We start from the raw sequence: 22407 nt of genomic DNA on the forward strand, positions 1-22407 counted from the left end.
CAAGACACCCGAATCGGGCACCTTTGTGTCGAAAAGTGTCCCTTATGGACAGTCCAGGGACACAGTGGGACGGGACCTTGGGCGACTTCGCCGGGACCCGGTGGGGTGAACCGTTCGGCCCCCGGGCCGCGTTGGCTCCGGTGAACCGGTCAGGAGGTGATCCGTGCCCATCAAGGTCGATCGCGGTGACTTCGGCGACGTGCCGGAGTGGGCGCGGACACTTCTCCAGGTCCTCGGTGTCGACTGGCCGGCCGCCAATCAGCACAAGTTCCGGCGGGCGGCGCAGGAATACGACATCGTCACGGAACTGCTGAAGGAGCTTCCGGACGATATCGCCAGGGTCAAACGGTCGATCGACGAGAAGCTGTCGATGCCCGAGGCGGGCGAGGCGTTCGACAAGAGCATGAAGCCGCTCACCGGCGGGTCACCGAACCTGTTGGGGGAGCTGGCAGAGGGAACGAAGGGTATCGCCGACGGCTGCCGCAAGATCGCGCTGGACGTCGAGTACACGAAATTCTCCGCGATCGGCCAGCTTTTCCTGCTGGCGTACGAGATCGCGATGGAGTACGCCCTCTCCGCCGTCACCGCGGGCGCGTCGCTCGCGAACCTCACCTGGCATTACGCCCTCACTCGCGGCTACCTGCTCGTCCTGTTCAAGATGCTCGTGCGGGCGATCGTGTTCGAGATGTTCATCGGCATCACCGGCGGGCTGATCATCGACGCCGCCGTGCAGCGCCTGCAACGCGAACGCACCGAATGGGACGATGAATCCACCAAGCAGACGGCGATCTCCGGGGCGATCGGCGGAGTGCTCGGCGGCGCCGTCGGTGAGCTGGGCGAGAAACTGGGCCGCAAGCTCGGCGGCCTGCTGGGCAAGGATTTCGGCAAGATCGCCACCGACGACCTGCTGAAACTGGTCAAGGACCTCAAACTTCCCAACGGGGACGCGCTCCCCGACAACTGGGTGCGCGACATCGGCCGGACGCTGACCGACCGGGCGGGCAGACAGCTCACCGACCCGGCGACCGCGTTCACGAAGCGCGCGATCGAGGGTTTCAGCGACGAGGTCGCCGACCGGTTCGTCACCGCGTTCGGCAAGACCCTCGGTGACGACGCGGCCCGGCAACTCGGCCGGGACTACGCGCGCACCTTCGTGGACAGCTGGAGCAAACACGGCCTGGGCGGCGGCGGGGCCTTCAACGACAGCCTGAGCAAGGTGCTCGCGCCGCACAACGACAAACTGGGCAAGGACGCCGTCGGCCTGCTCACCGAGCACGTGCCGGACGTCCTGACCCGCAACACGACCGACCGGCTCGGCGGCAACCTCGCCGCCAAGGCCTTCGAGTTCAGCACGGTCTTCCTCTTCGAGGGCGTCTCCGGGGTGATGAGCCAGGCCGCGATGGCCGCGCTCAACGGTGAGTCCGTGTCCGCCGCGGAATACGGGATGGGGTTCGCCGGCGGCGTGGTCGGCGGCGCGGTCAGTCACAAACTCGAGGGGATCGGGGAACGCGCCCTCGACTCGGCGATCACGTCGATGAAGGAGAGCTTCACCGGCACGGGTTCGCTCGGCGCTGTTCCCACGGTGGCGCCGAACTCGGCAGCCACCGCCGACGTGAAATCCCCGGCCGACGTGAAGTCCACTTCGGACACCAAGACCGCTTCGGATAACAAGACGGCTTCGGACACCAAGACTTCGGAGACCAAGGCTTCGGGTACGAAGTCCACTTCGGACACGAAACCGCCGTCGGAGGTCAAGACGAGCTCGTCTGGCAAGAGGAACGTCGAAACGGCGGAGACGGAGACCGCGCCGACCGCCGTGCGGACCACTTCCGACGCGGGACCGGCCGAGGACGCTCCGCCCGTCTCCGAGCAGGCCCCGGCGTACGAAGGGCAGCCGGAGGACGAAGAACGCCCGCTGACCCGTCCCGCTCCGCCGCGCACCACTTCGGAAGACGCTCAGATCGAGCAGACGGTCACCGAAGACGCCCCGGCACCCGCGATCGAATTGGATCTCGGTGAGCCCTTCCTGGCGGAAGACCTCTTCCACCGGGAAGACAGCCAGGACGCCGGTCCGCTGATCCCGGAGACCACCGAAACCACCGAAAACACCACCGAAACCACCGAAAACACTACCGAGACGGCCCAGGACGAACAGGAGCTGACGCGCGCGGATCTGCCACCGTTCCTCGCCGCCGGCCAGGCGCTCGGTTCGGCACCGGTGCTCGCGATCGAAGGCACCGGCGCCCTTCGCGACGAACTGGCCCGTCTGCTGCCCGGTGCCGGGAAGCAGCAGCTCGACACGATCGGCAACGCCGTCCACGACGATTTCGAGTCGGCGCTCAGCGGCCTGTATTTCCCGTTGCGCACGGACAAGGGCTGGCGGGAGGTCCGGATCCGCGCCACCCTCGGCGGCGACGTGGTGAGCGAGCGGCGGGAGAAGACCAAGGCGGATCTCACGGTCCAGGGCGGCACGTCGAACGCGGAGAACCTGGCCGTCCTCCGGGCAGGCGACCTCGGGGGCGCCGCGACCGTGCAGGCGCCGACCGGTCCTTATGTCACCGTCGGCGGGAAGGTCGCGCTGGCGGCGCCCGGCGCGACGCAGACCGTTTCCGTGTCCACTTCGGACCAGCGGGCGATCCGGTCCGGCGAGGGCTCCCGGCGGGTGGGCCTGAACGTCGAGTTCACCGTCAGCGTCCACGACGAAAGCGGTGCCGAAGTCGGCCCGCCCACCGGTGCAGAGCGGGCGAAACCGGTGCCGGGAAAGGTCACCGTGCGGCTGCCGGACGATCTGGTCCGGGTCACCCCACCGGCCGGGTCGGCCGCGAAAGACCTGACCGCCGACGTCGGGCGCAAACTGCAGAACCCGGTGCCCGAGGCGGTCACCGAGCTCGCCGAGGTGTTCACCGGGACGGCGCGGCTGCTGCCGCGGCCGGTCACCGCGTTCGGCGCCCCCGGCCGGGACGCGTTGCGCGCGTTCCTCGGCAACGCCGGGATCCGCGAGAACTTCGGCGCCATGCTGGAAGGCTGGGTCAGTTCGCCCGCCCTGCTCAGCACGGACGGCGGCAATGTGGCCGCCGTGCGGATGAAAGCCGTGCTGACCAAGGCCGAACTCGTCGGCCCCACCACCGGGACCCAGCTCCGGCTGCACGAATCCGCGACCACCGGCTCGACCGTTTCCGCGTTCACCAAACGGGGGTTCGATGCTTCCCTTTCGCTCGGCGGCGGTGGCGGCGTCGGCGGGGTGAAGATCGCCGCGGGGCTCGGCGGCGGCTACTCGGCGCGGACGGTGGACACCGTCGTGTCCGGCCGGACGTCGACCGCGAAATCGGGGATCCAGCTCAAGGGGGACATCGGTCTCTACCGGTTCGAAGCCGAGATCGTCGTGCAGGCCTTGGACGGCAAGGAGGTCACCACCACGGCGACGGTCTACGCCCGGGTGGGGATGGCCGAAGCCGCCGAGCAGGGCCTGCCGGTCCCGGACGGTACAGGCGACGCGATCACGCCGCCGTCGGCGACGAAGTTCCCGCCCGCGCATCTGGCCGCCGGGCTCGCCGCGGGCAACGTGCGCGTCGGCGAGTTCACCGGTGCCGACGCCGTGCTGGCGGAGATCCGCGGCGAACTCCGGAAGGCGGGCCAGTACAAGGATCTGCTGCCCGACTGGGACGAGCGGGCCACACAGGCGAAACGCCCGGGTGCGGCGCGGACACTGGAGATGCTGGCCAACGAGCACCGGCTGCAGGCGGTGCTGTCCCCGTCGGCGCTGCGCAACCGGATGGACGCGCTGCTGGGTGCCGGGGTGTCGGTGACCCTCAAACGCCAGGGCGTCCTCTGGCAGGACAACGTCACCATCACGGTGCGGCTGGAAACGAAGTCCCCCCAGCACATCGGGCGGGCGACCGGACGGGTGGTCCGCAAGGCCACGACCACCGGACCGGCGCTCGGCACCTCCTCCGCGACGACCAAAGGCTGGACGGCGGGCCCCGAGGGCAAGGTGACCTTCGGGGCGACAGTGACGGCTTCGGCGAAGTACGGCAGCAGTGACGGCACCCGGACCGGGGCGGGCCCGGTCACCGAGTCGACGGACCTCGACATCGGCAGCGCCGACTCCGAGGGTTTCGCGCACGAAGGCCGGTTCGTCGTGTCGATCACCGGGTTCTCCCGGCTGAACGCGACGGTCCGGCAGATGCTGCCCGGACTGCCGGGCCTCCAGGTGCCGGAAGTCCGGCGGATCTGGAGCACTCCCGACCAGGCGGCGGACGGGTCTGTCCCGCTGCCGGCGAACTTCACGGTGTGGATGTCGGACAGCCTGACCCTGCCCACCGAAGCGGGCCAGGTCACGCCCGGCACTCCGCGGGTCAGCGAAGTCGACCCGCCACGGTCGATCACCGGCCACTTCCAGGAACTCGATCCGCCTGTCGTCGGCGACTGGATCGGGGTGGAGAGCATCGCCCACACCGGCTACGTCGGCGAGGCCGCGCTGGCGGCGCTGGTGGAGGCGTCGGACGGCGACAAGGCGCTCGCCCTGCCCGGCAGCGACGCCTGGACCAGCGTCCAAGCGATGCTGAGCACCGACAACATCAAGGCGGCGCTGCGGTCGTTCACCCGTGGCGCGATGAGCACCGACCTCGTCCATTCCCGGCGGCTGGCGGATCGCGTCGGCAGGATCGGCGTCCACGCGAAGCTGAGCGAACCCACTCTGGTGCGGATGGCCGACGACGCGGCCGCTGAACAGTCCGCGTCGGGCGGGTTCCGGTTCGACGGCGGCACGAGCGAGAGCACCGGCCCGGCGATCACCGCCGGGGTGACGCTCACCGGCTCGGTGACCGACGACCCCACCGGTTCCGCGACCGGTGGCCTGTCCGGCAAACCGTGGGCGAAGACGACCACGAAGGCCGACGGCCTCGACATCTCCGCGGTCGTGGACCGCAACCTGACGACGGCGGCCGGTACGCCGCGGGTGCTGGCCCGGTTCGACGTCGACTTCACCGTGCTCGCCGAGGCGCGGCAGCAGACCGCGCTCATCCGGCCGGACGCCAGGGTCGCCGCCCAGTCGGTCCACCTGCCCGGCGCGGTTCAGGTGTGGCTCACCGAAGACCAGGCCCGGGAACACGGTCTCCTCCCCGCCAAGCCCGCCGGTCCACGGCCACGGGACGAGCGGCTCGCGGCTCCTTCGACCCTGCCGCCGGGGAAGCCGGGCGCGCTGGGGCTGGGGGCCGTCGAGCGGCTGCCCGACCTGTCCGATCTCGTGCCGAAACTGTCCGCGAAGCTGGCCAAGGCCAAGATCCCGTTGCTGCCGGGCGTGTCCTTGGACGACGCGATGCACAACTGGACGCGGCTGACCGCCCTCGTCTCGCCGGACGGGGTGCGCGGGCTGGTGGACAGCGCGCTGGACGGCGGGATCCCGCTGCACACCCACCTGCCGAAACTCTTCACCGACAGCGGTCACCAGCTCCTGCTGACCGCGAAAACGCTGGGAGAACCGGCTTTCCGTGCAGTGGTCAACGACGGGCGGACCGTCGAACACAGCACCGTCCGCGCGGTCCGCACCAGCCACGCCGACAGCACGGCCAAGGCGTGGTCGGCCGCGATCCGGGCGGGCGGGCAGCAGAAGTACCAGGACGACGGCTCCGCCACGACGACGTCGGTTGGTGGCGCCGTCACCAAGGGCGTCGGCGCCACCAAGGTCACCGGCGTCACGGAGGTCCGCACCGAACAGGAAACCCACTTGCGGACCGGGACCGGCCCCGCCGCCCTGTTCGACGTGCCGATCGAGTTCACCCTCGAGGTGCGGCGTGACGGTGAGACGGTCGCGTCCGTCGGCACCGGGGAGCGCACGCTCGGCATCCGGCTGCAGGCCGACAACCTGACCACCGGCGACGGCCGGGACCAGGGCACCGGTGACGACGCGGCTCCCGATCCGCTGTCCGCCGAAGACGCCACGCCCGAGGCGCTGGAGAACTGGCGGCGGGGGACCGTCACCAAGCTGCCCGACATGGCGTCGGTCGAATCCGTGCGCGCCGCCGCGCGGCTGCGCGAGGTCGTCCGGGACACCCTCACCAAGGCCGGGGCGGACAGCGGGATCACCGGCTACGGCACCGCGCCGGTCAACGCGCTCTGGTCGAGCCTGAGTCCTCAGGTGCTGCAAGCGTTCCTGCCGGCCATGACGACGAAAACCCTGCCCGTGCCCGCTTTGCGCGAGGCGGCCGTCCTGCGGGGCAAGCGGGCGGACGTCGAGGTGCACGCGAGGCTCGGCAAACCGCGGACGATCGCGCTGAGCGACGGCGTCAACATGGAGAACCCGAAGAACTCGACGACGGCCCGCTCGGCCGAACGGAAGGTCACCGAGACCGGCGAAATGGGCGTCACCGGGCCGACGGTCACCCCCGTCGACGAACGCGACAACGTCGGCGGCCTGGTCACCGGCGTCGACGCGCGGTGGACCAGCGAGCCCGCCGACGCCACGGTCGACGGCACGACCGTGTCCGCCGTCGCGAACCTCAAACCGGTCGGGCGCACCGCGCTCGTGCGCTTCGACGTGGACTACCGGATCGTGGTCAAGGTCGACGGCCGGACCGAGGTCGTGGACGTCTCATTGCCCGGTTCGGCGGACGTGCGGATGCCGATCGAGGGGCTGGCGGAGGTCACCGGGCAGAAGACGCCGCGCCGCCTGAAGGCCAGGCAGGGAAGGGTCGCCAGGACCGCGAAGGCGTGGCGGGACGCGGAGGTCGGCGCGGAAGGTCACCGCCGCCGGGCCGAAGAACTCGTCAAGACCCTCGGTGTCGGCGTCGACTGGAACGCCACCGTCGACGCGGCCCGGGTCCGCCGTCCCGGAACGCTGGAGGAACGGCACCACAAGTACGCCCGCGAGACCGAGACTGCCTTGCGGGAGGCCGAAAACCTCGCCGAAGCCGCCCGGCTTCACCACGGCCGGGTGACCGCGGCCGCCGACGAGGCGCGGGCGGCGCTGGAGTTCGGCACCGCCGATCTCGACGACCTCGCCCGTGGCGCCGAAGACGCGGCACGCGCCTTCCGGGTGCTCTCCTCCGAACTGGCGGCGGCACGCGGCCGGGTGGATCTCGCCGACGGGAATCAGGAGCTCGCCGAGGCGCTGGACGACGTCCGGCGGCTCATCCGGGAGCGGGCCGACGCGAAACTCCGGCGCGACCTGTTCCGCGACATCCTTGCCGCGCAACGGGAAACGCTGGCCGCCGCCGAGGCCGCGGCGGCGGAGGCACGGGAGCAGCAAGCCGCCGCGGTGGAGCAACTGATCGGCACCCAGGCCACCCTGCAGGCCGCGTGGCTCGATTTCGTGGACACCAAACAGGACGCCTGGTGGCTCGCGAAAGGCGCGCTGGACGCCGAATTCGCGCGGCTCACCGCGCCGCCGGGGTCTGCCGACGACGAGAAGTGGCGGCACAGCCGGGCGACCGACGCGCCCTGGTTCTCGGTGGCGAACCCGCTGGACCCGGCGCAGTGGGAGCCGCTGCGGGCGACCACGCCGAGGCGGTCCGTGGCCACCGAGACCGCCGACGTGCTCACCACGGTGCGGACCGGGAAGGACAAACGCTACGACGGCGTGATCCGGTACGGCGTCAGCCGGTTCCAGGTCGGCGACCGCCGGGTCACCGAGTTCACCGTGCCGATCAACCTCGTGGCCGGACGCGGCATCACCGACGAGCAACTCGCACAACTGCGGGACCGTGCCACGGCAGGCGTCGAGCGGCTGCTCAACAAACGCCACGGCCTGCCGAACGGCGACCAGTTGCACGTCCGGATCGAGTTCACCGGCGACCGGCTGACCGACCGGGACGGCAACCCGCGGTACCGCGCGTACGACGTCGTCGCCGGTGACGACGAACGCACCACCCAGACCACCTGGCGATCCGACGCCACGCCGGAGGAACTGGCCCACGAACTGCTGCACTACCTCGGCGCGGCCGACGAGGAACACGACAAGGACCGGGTGTTCCTCAGCCGGGAGGACGACGGCACGACCGGTGTCGTCACCGGCGACGAGAGCATCATGGGCAAGGACGTCGTCAAGCCCGGGGTGATCCCGAAGCTCATGCCCCGCCACACCTGGATGATCCAGCACGTCCTGCACAGCCAGCTCGGCCCCGGCCATCGCCTCACCGACCCCGGCCAGGACGCGCTGCCGGGTACCCGGCCCACCGACGGCGCCGGATTGACGGACGCGCAGCGGTCCGCGCTCGCGCGAGAGCGCCGGGAGGTCGTCCAGGTCGGTGGCGACACCCTGGGCGCGAACCTCGTCGAGGCGATCGCCCGGACACTGGCGCCCGATTCCGCCGCGCGCCGGGCGGAACTACGGGAACGTGGTGCCTCGCTGCGGGAACCCACGCCGGAGGAGGTCGCGGTCGCGCTCGGCGTCCACCTGGAGCTGCTGACCGAGGACGGAAGGACGGTCAGGCTCGGGCCCGGCGACGGCGAGCCGGTGCGGGTCGCGTTGTCACCGTCGGCCGACTTCTTCGCCACGGCAAGGGTCCTGGCGACCCGTGACACGGATACGAGGACGGCTTCGAGACCCGCCCCGGAGGGTTCCACGAGCACGGCCGTCGTCAAGACCATGACCGGCGCCGGTGGCAAAGTCGTCGGTATCGCCTTCCCCAGCAAGAAAGGGGACGACGGTATCGCCCGCATGTGGTCGGGCGCGACCGCGACGCGGCCTGTCGTCGAGTACAGCAGCCTGAGCCCGAAACCGGAGAACCAGCCCGAATCGTCGCAGCCGGAAGCGCCCCGGTCGGTGAGCAGGCCCGCCCCGTGGGCCGCGAAAGACGTCGCGAAGCAGCCGATCTTCCTCTATCTCCACGCCGGTCCGGACCGGTTCCGGGTCAAGATCCCCGGACGATTCCTCGCCCAGCGGATCACCGGCGCGGAGCTCGCCCGGCGGGCGCTCGAGGACGCGGACTTCCGGCAGGCCCTCGAAACCCGGCCCGAAGCACCGATCGTGTTGCTGGCGTGTGAATCCGGACAGCGGAACGAACCCGGTGGCGGTGGCTACGACTTCCGCCACGAGCTCGCGACACTGGGCCACCACCGGACCGTGTACGCGCCGACCCAGACGATCAACCTCGTCCAGGCGCTGGCAGGCGTCAACGTGGACAAGGACGGCGAGTTCGTCGAGATCGACGGCCACCCCGAAGACGTCACCGAAACGGGCCCGGAGGCGGCCTCGCCTGCCGTCGGCACCGCGGTCACCTTCGCCAAGGGATCACGCGTCCTGGACGACGAGGCCCTCGCCACGGTGGGGCGGTTCGCCGCCTGGGCCCCAGCGGCGGCCGACGTGATGACGAGGCGGGACGCGTCGCTGCCCACGCCCTGGATCCAGGTCGCGGGCGACGGCAACGCGATCGTCGGCTGGCGGGAGACCGCGCTCGCCAGGGCGAACGCGGTGGCCGAAGCGCTGCGTTTACAGCTGTCCGAGGCGTCCCTTGAGGTCAAACCGGTCGTCGCGCACCGGAGCAGTCTTCCGCCGCTGGTGTCGAACGACCCGGCCGCCCGGCGCCGTTCGGTGACCATGGCGCTGATCCGGACCGACGAGGCCGACCTCCGCACGGAACTCGGTCTTCTGCCGGACGAGACGGTGAAGTCGTGGCTGTCGCGGACGGCGACCCTGCTCGGCGAGGACGCGAACCTCTGGGCCTCGTCTCCGCTGATCGCCTACCTCGACGAACACCTGCCGCTGCCCACCGCGCGGGATCGGAACACCGTGCTGCGGCTGTCGGTCGATCCGGGCGGTCCCGCGCCGCGGCTTTCCCCGCTCGTCGGCGCCCGCGGTCACGCCTGGGTCGAGTTCGAGCTGCCGAACGGGACCCGGGAAACGATCGGGTTCCACCCGGGCGGCGACGGAGACCCGGCGGTGCGGCTCGGCGGCACCGGCCACACCGCGACCGCGAGCTACGAGGTGTGGATCTCCGCGGAAGGCATGTTGCGGGCCTTCGAGCACGCGCTGCGGAACCTGCGGACCCCGCACCAGACCCTGTCGTTCAACTCCCTGCACTTCGCCGCTGGCCTGTTCGAGCGCGCCACCGGCACGCCCGCTCCGTCGGCGGGCTGGCTGGTGACCGGCCCCGAAGAGCTGCACAAGCAGCTGCGGGAGGCCGTCGGAGCCATCGCGGAGCTGGACGACGTCGAACTGCTCGATCCGTACACCAAGGTCTCGTTCCGGCCCGGGACGGACACCGTCGATCCGCTGGCCTTCCAGGGATTCGTGCGGTCCCTGGCCCAGGAACTGCTCACGCGACCGGTCGCGGGACGGCGGATCGAGATCGTCGTGAAACGCGGGCAGGACGAAGCACTGGCGACGCGCCGGGGGGCGAATCTGGAAGCCGCGCTGCGCACCGCCCTGCGGACCGCGACAGACGAGCACGGTGTCGTGCTCGAATTCCGGCCGATCACGATCACGTACCAGCAGGACGACACGGGCACCGAATCGGCGCTCGTCGCCTTCGTCCAGAACGGACAAGGAGGGCACGTACCGCAAGGGCAATCGGTGCAGAACTGGTTGTCCGACCGGGCCACCCGATCGCAGGTCGTGCAGCAGCGGACCGTCGCGCAGTACTTCATGCGGACCGGCCTTCCCGAAGCCCTCGACCGGATGCGGCTGCTGAACCCGGACCGGCCGGCGTTCCGGTTCCAGGTGAAGACCCGGCACCGGGACCTGGCCGCCCGGTATTCGGGCCACGCGTGGATCGAGATCCACGATCCCCTCGGCGACGGGACCCTCATCGACTTCGCGCCGGAGAATCCGCCTTCCCCGCAGTGGGCGACCGTGCCGGGCACGGTCCACGTGGGCCCCGCCCGGGAGAAACCCACCACCTACACCGCCGACCACCTGGTGAGCGCGAACGACGTCCTCCGGGGACTGGAGCGGGTGCTCGCCCTGTCCGGCAGGCAGTACAAGCTGACGAGCCACAACTGCACGACCTTCGTGCAGGACGTGTACTCGGCGGTGGTCGGGGCGCCCGCGCCGAAAGCCGGTCGCTGGGTCCAGGGCCCGACCGACCTCGAACGCACCCTCCGCGCCGGCGCGTCGCACGTCACGGTCCGGCCCGCCGACGACGCCGCCTTCCCGGCCGGCCCCGTCCCGGCCGCCCCACCGCGTCGGACCGATCCCGTACCGGCCGCGGACATCGAGGCGAGGTACCGTGCGGCCACCGCGGGCCTTTCGCATTTCCGCTTGTCCGGCAAGGACTTCGACACCGCTCTCGCCGAGTTCTCCCGGCTGGCGGGCACCGGCGAGCTCACCCCGGGACGCGAGAACGACCTGGCGCTGGGACAGTTGGACAGTGCCCTCGGTGAGCTGGAAACCCGGGCCCGTGACGCCGATGCCACCGAGGAGAAGGCACGACTGCGGCAGCTCGCGCGCAACGTGCGGGCGCTGGCCAACGACGCCGTGCTGGTGTCCGCCTTGGCACCATCGCGCGACGGCACGGTGCTGGAACCGGTCACGCCGCGACGGCTGCGGAGTGCGCTGTCCGACGTCGCCGCGATCATCCACAATGGACAAGATCCGTTCATCGCCGAGGGCTCGCCGTGGCGTGGTCTCGACTACGACCGGAACGCCCCGCTGCCGCGCAGGCTGGTCGAGCTCGTGCTGATGGACACGCCGCCGGTCGTGGCCGAAACCCTGCGTCAGGACCCGCTGTTCCAGGACCTGATGCGAGACCCGGAGGCGATCGCCGACGCCCTGTTCGCCGCCTCAGGCGCTTTCGAGCGCGCTTTCGCGGCGACCGAACGGGACAGGGACGCGGTCCCGGCGTCGACGACCCTGAACCGGCTCCACCGCGAGATCGGCAAGCGGACGACGGACGCGTCACCCGAGGAACTGACGGCGGCCGCCGACCGGGCCGTGGCGCTGCTGTTCGCCGCGCCGGTGCCCGCCGATCCGGAGGTCCGCCGCTCCGTCGGCGCGTCGCCGACCGCGGTGAGCCGACCGGCGGGCAAGCCGTGGACCCGCGAGGGCGCGGCACGGGATTGGTGGCGGGCGGCGGATCCGGCGGTGACCGTCGACCACCGGATCGCGAATCCGGTGACCAGTCCGGACGTCGGACCCGCGCACCGGGAGACGCCGCCGGTGCCCGTCCGCTCCGAAGACGGCGGGCTGAGCCGTTCGGGACGCCCGTGGCGGGCGACGATCGGCTACGACCTGCGCCGGTTCACGATCGAACGCGGCGGAGAAGAACCCGTCCGGGTCCGGCTGCACACCGTCCGACTGCGGCTGGACGACATCGGACAGTCCGAAGTGGACATGACGGCCTTCGAGGCCAGGGTCAGGTCCGGGGTGAACGAGTACTTCAACCAGGGCTACCGGCTGCCCGGCGGCGAGCAGCTGATGGTCGAGGTCGAGTTCACCGACCGCGAAGACGCCCACGGCACGGTCTTCGTGACCGGCCCCGGCACCCCGGCCGATCAACGGCACTGGCCCTCGGACGGGACCGAGGTCCAGTTCGCGCACGAACTCGGCCATTTCCTCGGCCTGCACGACGAGTACTTCGTCGATTCGCCGGACGCGCCGGTCTTCCAGCACACCGACGGCGCCGGCCGGGTCGCGACCGGACCGGGCCTGATGACCGCGGCCGCGGTCACCGGCGACGTCGTCCTCGAACCCCGTAACCTCCAGCTGCTTTCCGACCGGGCTCAAGCCCTCGTCGGCGACGACCCCCGCCCGGCTCCGCCGTCGCGCCGGGCCACCGAGCACGAACCGGGTTTCCTCGCCTCCGCGGCGGACGAACAGGAATTCCGTTCCCAGCAGGAGATGGCGGCGTATCTGCGGCAGGTCCCCGAGGTGCTGAAGAACCACCCGCAGCTGGCGTCGGTGGGTGAGGCGGAACTGGCCGCCATCCGCGCCTACAGCCATTCGCACACCCCGGCCATCGACGCCCATCTGAAGACCGGGACGGGCCCGGGATACGCGGCGTCGTTGTCCCGGCTGCTGGCGTCCGCGGTCACCCGGTTCCCGGCCCGCCACACCGGATCGGCGACCCGGGCCATGGACCTGTCGATCCCGGCGGGCAAGGAGCTCTTCAAGAAGGGGGAGCGGTTCACCGACCGGAGCTTCTTCCGCGGCGTGCAAGGCGAACGCGTGCTCTATCGCGAGCGCAAGGTGATCGTCCACGCGCTGGTCCACGACGCCGCCTACATCCCCACGGCGTCCGTGCGCCCCAGTGAACGAGAGGTGCTGCTTCCGCCAGGGACCACGTTCGACGTGCTCAAGGTCGAGGAGCGGGACGGCAAGCTCCATGTGACGCTCCGCCAGATCGGCGCCACACCCGCCCGGGCCGGGACGCCGTTCACCGGCCACCCCGGTGACGGCCCGGCCCCGAAGTACTTCCTCGACATGGTCGCCCTGAAGAACGTGGTCGAAGACGCGCGGGAACTGGCGCCGGACCTGGCGAGCCGGGACACCAGGGCACACCGGGACAAGATCGTGCGCGCCCGCAGGCACGCGCTGTCCGAGGCCGGGGAGCGGACCCGGATCACGGTGCACACCTGGCGCTCGGCCGCGGAACTGGACCTCTTCCGGAAGGGCGGTTTCGTCACCGAACCGACCGTGCTGGTCGCCGGTGGCGAGCCGGGCAATGTCACGTTCGTCATCGACGACGCTTTGGCCGTGCCGGTGGAGGACGAGCGGATCCTGCCGCCGGGTTCCACGTTCGAGGTCATCGAGGTCAGCAGGGCGGCCAAGTGGTACGAGCCGTCGGTGATCCGGCTGCGCCAGGCCGACCCGCTCAGGGTCACCGACCAGATCGCGCCGGGCTTACGGGCGAGGACTGTCGAGGAACAGGCCGAAAAGGTCGTCGACGTCCCGCCACCGTCGGCAGGCGCGCTCCTCGCCGAAGCCTGGCTACGGGACGCCGAGGACTGGAGCGAGATCCTCGACCGGGACGCCGGCGGCCACCCCTGGCCGAAGCTGAAAGGCCCGGCCACCGAGGGATTCCCGGCCACCCGGAGCGACGCGTGGGCGAATCTCCTCGGCGCGCGCCGGGAACTGAGCCGGGCCAAGGAGGAGCACGCCGAACTCCGGTCGCGTCTTGAACAGGGCGGTGCGGGAAGCTCCCGGGATCCCGGGCACCTCGCGGACGCCGAAACCGCGCTCGAAGTCGCGCGGGACGGCGTCGCCAAGGCGACCGACGACCTTCGCGCCTGGGGCAACGATCCGGAAAAGCTGGACGAGGCGTTCCGGAAATGGAGCGAGACCTCCCTCCTGGAACGGCCCCGGCTGCCCGGCGGCACCCGCCTTCCCGCCGACGAGGCCGACGGTGAACCCGAGCCCGGGATCTCGTGGGCCCAGTCCGTGTTCGACGAGCTCGTGGCGGTGCAGAACGCCCCGTCTCGCCAAGACGACGTCATCGAGGACGCGGCCGCGGATCGCCGTGCGACGGTGAAGGAGTACGACGATCTCCTGGACCCGGTGGTGGTCGACTTCGCCGAGGGTTCCGATGAACTGACGGAGGGGCAGCGTCGTGAGCTGGGCCGGATCGCGCGGCAGCTGATCGATGTCCTGCAGAGTCTTCGGCTGCATCCGTACTTGACCCTCCCGGCGCCTTCGGTCGAGTTGTCGAGTGTGCCGACCGGTGACGCGGATCTCGACGAACGCCGGTACAGCGCCTTGGAATCGACGCTCTACGAACTGATCGGTGAGGAGGTCTCGGCCAGGGACGGCCTGACGGACGACGAGCGGGACGAGATCACCGGCGAGGTCGTCGTGTCGACCGGTGATTCCCCGGCGGGCGGGGCGGGGGAGTACCGGGTCCGGATCGACGGTGACGACATGGCGGTCGCGCACCTTCGTGCCCCTCGGCCGAACCTCTTGGTGACCACGGACTTCCGGGTCGAAAAGGGGCCGGGCGCGAGCACCGGCCCGGTGTTCACCCATCCGTCCGGCTACGTGTCCGAGGTGACTTCGAGGTCGGCGCCCTTCGTCGCTCCGGTGCAGGAGCTGATCAGCACGGAGCACGGTCCCTTGACCATCTCCAAGGACGCTTCGATCGCGGTCGGCGCCTCGAAGAACAAGGAATTCTTCGCGGTGCCCGAAGTGATCGCGAAAGCCCGAGCCGGGCTTTTGAAGGTCAACAGCAATATCGAACTCGTCGTGCACGACGTCGCCCTGGTGGTCGAGCACGACGGCGTCGAACGCCGGCTGAACCGGGTGACGGTCAAGTTCTGGGACAAGCCTTCCGAGATCTGCCGCGACATGGCGCAGGAGATCATCGGCGGCCTTCCGGACGCGGCCGTCTTCCGGGGTACGCGTGGACCCGCCGCGGTCGGGAACATCAGCTCCACCAACGGTATCGAGGTGACCGGTACGCGCATGCTCGCCGAGGCGCTGGTGACCACGGTCGACGGCGGAGCGGACGATCCCGACGCGGTCGATTCGCGGTGGGGGGTGACCCAGCTGGTCAAGGACACCAGGCCGAGCGGAGGGGGACCGGGCGCGCCGCGGCCTGGCCGGGAATACGGCCGGGTGATGAGCCATCAGCCGTCGAACGCCGGGCGGAGGGCGGCCATGGACCGGCTGGCGGAGGCGATCGGGGTCAACGAACACGCGTGGCCGTCGGTGGGCGAGGCCTATTGCGCCAACTCGATGCCCTACGACGACGAAACCGGCGTGCCTTCGATGAACATCGACTTCGCCAAGGGAATCGCGACCAGCGGCAATCCGTGGGGCTACCACTTCGCGGCGGTGGTCGCGACGAGCCTGGACGGTGAATTCAACATCTCACTGGAGAATTCGCCGCACACCGTGGCACGGACGCAGGCCGTCGACGAGGCGATCATCCGGGTACTGGGTGATCATCGGGGGACGTGGGATCTGCTCGAAGCCGATCTGGACGCCGAACTGCGGGCCGCGCGGGCGGCGGGCGATCCCCGTGCCAGAACCGTGGAGCTGAAGCTGCACGCGGCCAAGAAGTTCAAGGCGCTGGCCGAGGTCCTGACCGCCAAGGGACACGAGCATCCGGACGCGGGAGTCGCCATGGACCAGGTGCGCGGTGCCGTGTACAACCTCGCCACCTGGCCGAAGGAACGAGACAACTGGCATTTCCACGGGTACGGAAAGAACCCGGGGAACACGTTCCATGAACAGCTGGCGGCGTACCACAACCCGGACGCGTTCTCCATGCCGAACCTGGTCACCGTCGTCGTCGCGGCCGGTCAAGGCCCGGCCACCGACTGGTCCTCCCACGTTTCCTTCGACGAGGGATCGGCCGTGATCCGGGAGTCCGACGGGCAGACCTTCGCCTCGGTGGCGACTCGCGTGGCGAGGGCGGCGCTGTGGAGGCAGGACAACGAGCGCCCGATGCCGGTCGTGACCGTGACCGGTTACGGCAACGGCCGGCGGCTCGTGCCCGCGCAGGCGGTCAAGACGGGCAAGCGACGGGCCGACGTCGTCCGCGACCGGATGGTGCGGGAGATCGGTGAAGAGCTGGCCCGTCTGCAGGGAGACGAACAGATCGTCAAGGTCGCCTCGGCGGCCGACCCGGTGACCGACGGGGTTCCGACGATCCGGGTCACGGCACGGTCGAAGGGGCGCGATCTCACCGGCGCCCCGGACGATCCGCGGCTGACCCCGGAGGAACGCCGCCGCCGCGTGATCATCACGGTGCGGCCGGATCCGGTCGCCGCGAACGACATCACCATGGTCCCGCTCGAAGGAAACCGCGGGATCCGGCTGGACGACCCCCGGCTGGCCGGAGCCCTCGGCGGTTTCCCGGCGGACGACAGGTTCTTTACCTTTCTCGCGCACGGGGACGTGAACGGTGCTCCGGTTCACGACGTCCCGGGGATCGGGAGCAGGCAGCTGATCCCCACCGAGGTGGCCGCGATGCTGGTGCGTGCCAAGGACGAGGGCTGGTGGGACGGTGCGAAGCCGGTGATGTTCGCGTCGTGCGGCGCCGGTTCCGGCGGCCGCGAGTCGTTCGCGGCCGAGGTGCTCGCCGAGCTGCGGGCGCGGGGTGTCGACGTGGAGGCGGTCGCTCCCGACGGGCCGGTGTACTTCGTGCCCCACACGGCCGATCCGGCCGGAGCGGGCCACCTCGTGGTGACCGGGAACGTGGGAGTCGATTCCGAAGGACGTCCGGTGATCGCGCCGAAGGGGAACTGGGTGCACCTGACCGGCTCGGCGGGCGGAGCGCGCCCGATCGGCGCCCACGTCGTGGTCGAAGCGGGAGAGGACTGGCGCACCACCGCGCGGCCGTCCGGCTACGCCCTCGGGAAGTCCGTGGGCGCACTGGACGGCGCGGTGCGGCTCTCCGCGGATTCCGGGCCGGAGCTGACCATCACCGAGGAAAACCGGTCCTCTTCGGACGGATCGCTGCTGGTGGATGCCGACGCGGGGGCGCTGGTGTTCCAGGCGTCGCCCTCGGTGGTGACGGCGGCGAACGCCCGGCTTGCGTTGGTGGGCAGTGGAATCCGGCTGGTGGCCGACCCGGTGGGACCGGACGGGCGGCAGCGGGTCCGGGTGGTCCGGGCCGACGGGTCCCCGCTGTCGCCGGGGGCGGATCCCCTGGAGGTCGCGGAAACCGTCATCGGTGGAAAGCCATGGCAGACGGTGTTGCGCGGAGACGGCGGTTTCGCGACGATGCCCGGTCAGGTCTCGGACCGGGTCGACGGCAGCCATGCTTTGGCGAAGGTCCTGGTCGCGGCGGCGCACGATGGTGCCGGGGAACTCTCACCGCTGGAAGTCGTCGCCGGTATCTCCCAGGCCGGGTTGACGAACGACGAACCGTATTCCGGATACGGTGAGGCTTTGGCGGATCCCGCCTTCGCGCCCGCGCTGGATCAGGCGGCGAAACGGCTGGGCGTGGGCAAACACGCCGTCGCCAAGGTCGGTGAGACGTATGTGCTGGCACCGGTCGGAAAGAAGGACGGGCTCCGGCTCAGCCGCTACTTCGGGCCGGTGGTCGCGGAGAGCACGGACGGCCGTGGCAAGCTGATCGTCGAGGTCCATCCCGGCACGCGGGAAGTGCGGCTACGCCTCGTCGATGCCGAAGTGGGCCAGAGTTTCCACGAGCTCTTCACGTCCGGTCCCGGCGCGCTCTTCGACGACGCGTTGACGACGGTGATGACCGGGCACGAGACGGCCGGTCGCTTCGAGGGCGAGTTCGGCCAAGGGGCGGCGGTGCTCGGGGCGGAGGTCTCGCGGTCGCTCGGGCCCTTCGTCGACCGCGTCGTCGCGCTGGCCCGGTGGCGGGCCGCGGAAGGAGTCGCGCCGCCCGTGCTGCGGGTCGGGTTCAGGGACGGGAACAACCCGTTCGGTCGTGCGGTGCTCATGGGACAGCGGCGTGGTGAGGCTGTCGTCCAGGCCTTGCGCGAACTGCTCGCCGAGCGGCTCTCCGGGCCCGCCGACGCGCGGTTGTCCGCGGCGGATTTCCCTATCGTGCCCGAGAAGCTGGCCGATTCCGATCGACGGCCGCTGTTCGAGATCTCGGTCGACGACCACACGGCGCGCAGGCGCCGCAGGGTCACCGCGACGGTGGACGCCACCGCCTTCGACCGGTTGCCGTCCGCCGACGGCGATCTCGGCTCCACCGGGCAGGACGGTCGTGGCCTCACCTCGCCGCCGAGGCCGGCGCCGGTCGACCGGAACTTCTCCGAGCTTTCGTCGAAGTCGTCGATCAGCGTCAACTCCATCGAGATCAGCTATCCGTATCCGGGCCGGGTGCTCGGCCGCGGTGTCCTGTACTCCGCGCAGCGTGACGTGCTGGCCGTCCATGGCCTGGAACCGGTGCTGGTCGAAGGGAACACGCCGCACGACGCGTTCCGCGAAGCCCTCATGGAGAGCCTGCCGGAAGACGCGCCACGCGAACGCGCCCGGATCATCGCCAGGCTCGGCGAATTCGTGGCGAACCATCCGGACGGCACCGACCTCGAGGCGATCGCGGAAGCCGCCGGAGTGCGGGTTCACGTGCTCGGCCAGGACGGCACGTGGACCAGTCACGGCGGGGAGACGGCGCGGCCGGTGCACCTCGTCCGCGCGGAGGTCGACGGCGCGGAGACGTACCTCGGCACCAGGGAGAACGTCCACATCGGACGCCCGAACGTCCGTTACCCCGGTCCGACGGTGCTGCTGACCTCACACGGCCGTAAGGTGGTGCACCGCGGCGAGTTCGAGATCGAGACGATCAAGGGCGAGCACTACGTCCGGCTCTACACCGCGGTTCTCACCCCGGCGACGCGGGAATCCGAGTTCAAGGACGTGCATCAGGGCGCGGACGGAACGGTCACGCCGTTCAGCGGCGCGGGCAGTACCGGACCGAAGGTCTTCTGGGTCGGCGGCGGGCGGCCGCTGCGGGCGGTGCAGTGGATCGTCAAGTACGGAACCGACGGCAACCTCAAGGACGGCATGCAGCCGATGCTGCGGTCCTTCCTCGTGCCGCACAAGAGCTTCCTCGAAGTCACCGAGCAGTCGGTGGTCGAGGTCGCGGCGGGGGACAACGAGCTGTCGATGAACGTCGACCAGAACGGCGACACCAACCAGTTCGGCCTCCGCGGTTCGCAGTTCACGCGGCTGCGGCAGGACGCGCTCCCCGGTTCACTCGTCACCTACACCGCCGGCGGGGAGGTGACCGTCATGCCGGAGGTCGCGGGCCGCCAAGAGGAGCTCTCCGATCTCTTCGTCCGGCTCGGCCTGCGACCGGACTTCGACTCCGCCGCACTCGGCCAGGAGAACGACCCGTGGTTCAGCTGGGCCGCCGACGGCCAGAAGTACTTCCGCAACGACGCGAACGCCCTGCGGAGCCTGGCAAGGACGCTGAGCAATCACTATCACACCTGGATGCGCTCGCCCGACGCCTTCTTCAGCCCGGCGGCCGACGTCATCCCGGAGTTCCCCCCGGCGACCGGAAAGGGCCTGCCGGACGACGCCGCCCGCCGTCGAGAGGAGATGAACGCCTTCCTCAACACGAACGGTCCGGGAAAGGGACTGGTCGAGCAGTTCGCCGCGAAGCTGTGGCAGAAGCTGGAGGTGGTGGTCAGGGCGCATGCCGGAGACGGCGTCAAAGTGAGCGACAACGACCTCAGGGCGACCGTGACGGGCCAGCTCAACAAATCCTTGAACAACCCGCATTCGGTGCTCGTCGAAGCGACGAAGAAGACGGCCGAGGACAAGGATCCGCCCCGGGTCGGCACCCTCGCCGAGATCAAGGCCGCCCTCGAAGCGGATCCGGACATTCCGCGGAGGGCGGCGAAGGTCAGCGCCGCCGCGGTGCGGGACGCGGTGGCGACGGGATTCGGGCAAGAGGCCCTGGAGAGCCAGTTCGGCCGGGAAATCGGGGAAATCGTGGAGACGGCCGTGCGAAACCGGTTCGACCGCCTGAACTCGCGGTGGGCCGAGGAACTGGAAGAGGAAGCGCGGCAGAAGGACGAAGACAAAAAGAGGAAAGCGGAGGAAAAGAAGGAAAGGGACGCGGAGAAGAAGATAAGAGAAGAGCTGAAGAGGAAGAAAAAGGAAGAAAAGAAGAAGAAAAGGGAGGGCAAGGACGAGCAAGAGTCACTCCAGGCCGAGGCGGCGCAGGAGTTCACTGAGGTCGAAAGCGTCCAAGAGCCGCCCGAGGTGAAGACAGCGCAAGACCCGCACGAGGTCAAGGAGGAAGGAAAAAAGAAGCGCGAGAAGCCGTTTCTTTCCGGTTCCCGGGGCGAGGTGTTCACCCAGGCCGTGGTCGCGGACGTGGTCAGCGGTGACAAGCTCAAGAAGCTGGTGCGCGATACGGAAGTGAGGATCGGCCCGGATTCGTTCGCCGCCCAGTTCAAGGCCCGCATCCTCCCCAAGGCGCTGGAGCCCATCACCAAGAGCGATCTGGTCGACCTCGACGTGACGGGACTCGGCGTTCGCTTCCGCGACAAGCAGGCGGCCGTGGCCGAGGCGCTGGCCGCGGAACTGGCGCACAAGAACGCGGCCAGGTTCGGGGAGGAGAACAGCCGCCGGGAACTGGCCGAAAAGGCGACCGCCGTGGTGCGGGATCCGGACCTGGTGGATGACGAAGAGCTCACTCCGGTGAGCTACGCGCAGGCGAACGAGTTCATGGCCCTGCTGCCGGAATACGCCACACAGGCGGAGATCGGGTCGGTCATCGCCACCGACGAACGACGGATCAAGGTCGACTTCGACACGCGCAAGAGCCGCCTTGTCGACGGTGCGATCGAAGGGGCTCCGTTCGCGAACGACTACGGCCGCTGGCGCCGGTACGAACTCGGACACACCCAGAAGCAGGATCCGGCGATCTTCCGCGACCACCGGCGGATCGGCGACGACCTGGCGGAGACGATCCGTGTCCGACTCGACAAACCCGGCGTGCGTTCCGGCAAGGACATCCTGGACAAGCTCCTCAAGGAACTCGACGAGGGCGTCACCGACGAGCACGACAAGCTGGCGCGCAAGTTCGCCGAGACGGTCAAGATCCAGCCGGTGCGGCCCGGTGAGCCCGACCCCGTCGGGCGGCCCGACCGGGCCCCGGGAGAGACGAAACCCAACACCTTCGGCGAGCACGCCCAGATGGTGCTTGACCGGTACTTGGCGCTCACCACCGGCCACGAGGACGCCGACCGGTTCGTCCGGCGCGAGGCGATCGTCAAGGCGATCCTGTTCCACGACATGGACAAGGTGAACTCCAAGCACCAGTACGGCGACGCCCAGGTCAGCCACGACCGGGAACCCGAGCACCGCGGCGCGGTCGGCTACCTGAACCGGCACGAGGGGCTGTGGGCGAGCAAGCGCGATTTCGAGCTGGCGCGGGCGTTCGTGGACTCGGATCCGTTCGGCTACTACTTCCGGGGGATGGGCGGAATGACCGCGGGTGGCGTCTACGACTTCGTGCGCACGCTCGCCGTGCACGTGGGACGTCCGGGCGGCGGGACACCGACAGCGGTCGACGTCCGGAACCTGTTCCGCGAGTTCCACCAGTACTACCAGGCCGATTTCTCCTCGTACAGCGCGCAGGCGAAGTTCGTCAACCACACCACCGGAGAAATTCAGGAGGGCTACGACAAGCTGACCGGCGTGGAGGTGGTGGACGGTGCGCACGTGCTGGTGACCGAGGAACACCGGTTCCGCTATACCAGCGCCTACGAGAAGAAGTACCAGGATCTTCTCGCGCTCTTCGACCAGGCCGTGGCCGAAGAACGGGAACGGCTCGCCACCACCGTGGTGGTCCCGGCACAGGGTGGCTCCTCGCGCGGGCCGGTGACCGCGCAGGTCGCCGACGAAGTCGCGCACAGCCCGGATCCGGCGCCCGGTTCGGACTGGATCTTCGACGTCTTGGTGCCGGATGCGGGGAACTGACCCGCGCCGGACCGGGGGAACCGGCGGGCGGTTCTGCCGCCTCTCCTGCCTGGTGCCGGAATCGTCGGTGCGGTCTGCTGAGGTGGCGAACCCATGCCCGTCAGCAGGAG

At 70.0% G+C, this 22407-nt stretch carries 1 protein-coding gene; it reads left to right on the plus strand.

Annotated features, from left to right (window positions below; genetic code table 11):
• Positions 1-163 precede the first annotated feature (163 nt).
• Positions 164-22297 carry a WXG100-like domain-containing protein gene (locus ACZ54P_RS23925; RefSeq protein ID WP_465463787.1) on the plus strand — a complete coding sequence of 7378 codons (22134 nt, stop codon included), beginning with the start codon at positions 164-166 and terminating at the stop codon, positions 22295-22297.
• Positions 22298-22407: the final 110 nt, after the last annotated feature.

Source organism: Amycolatopsis sp. NPDC034160, assembly GCF_055575355.1.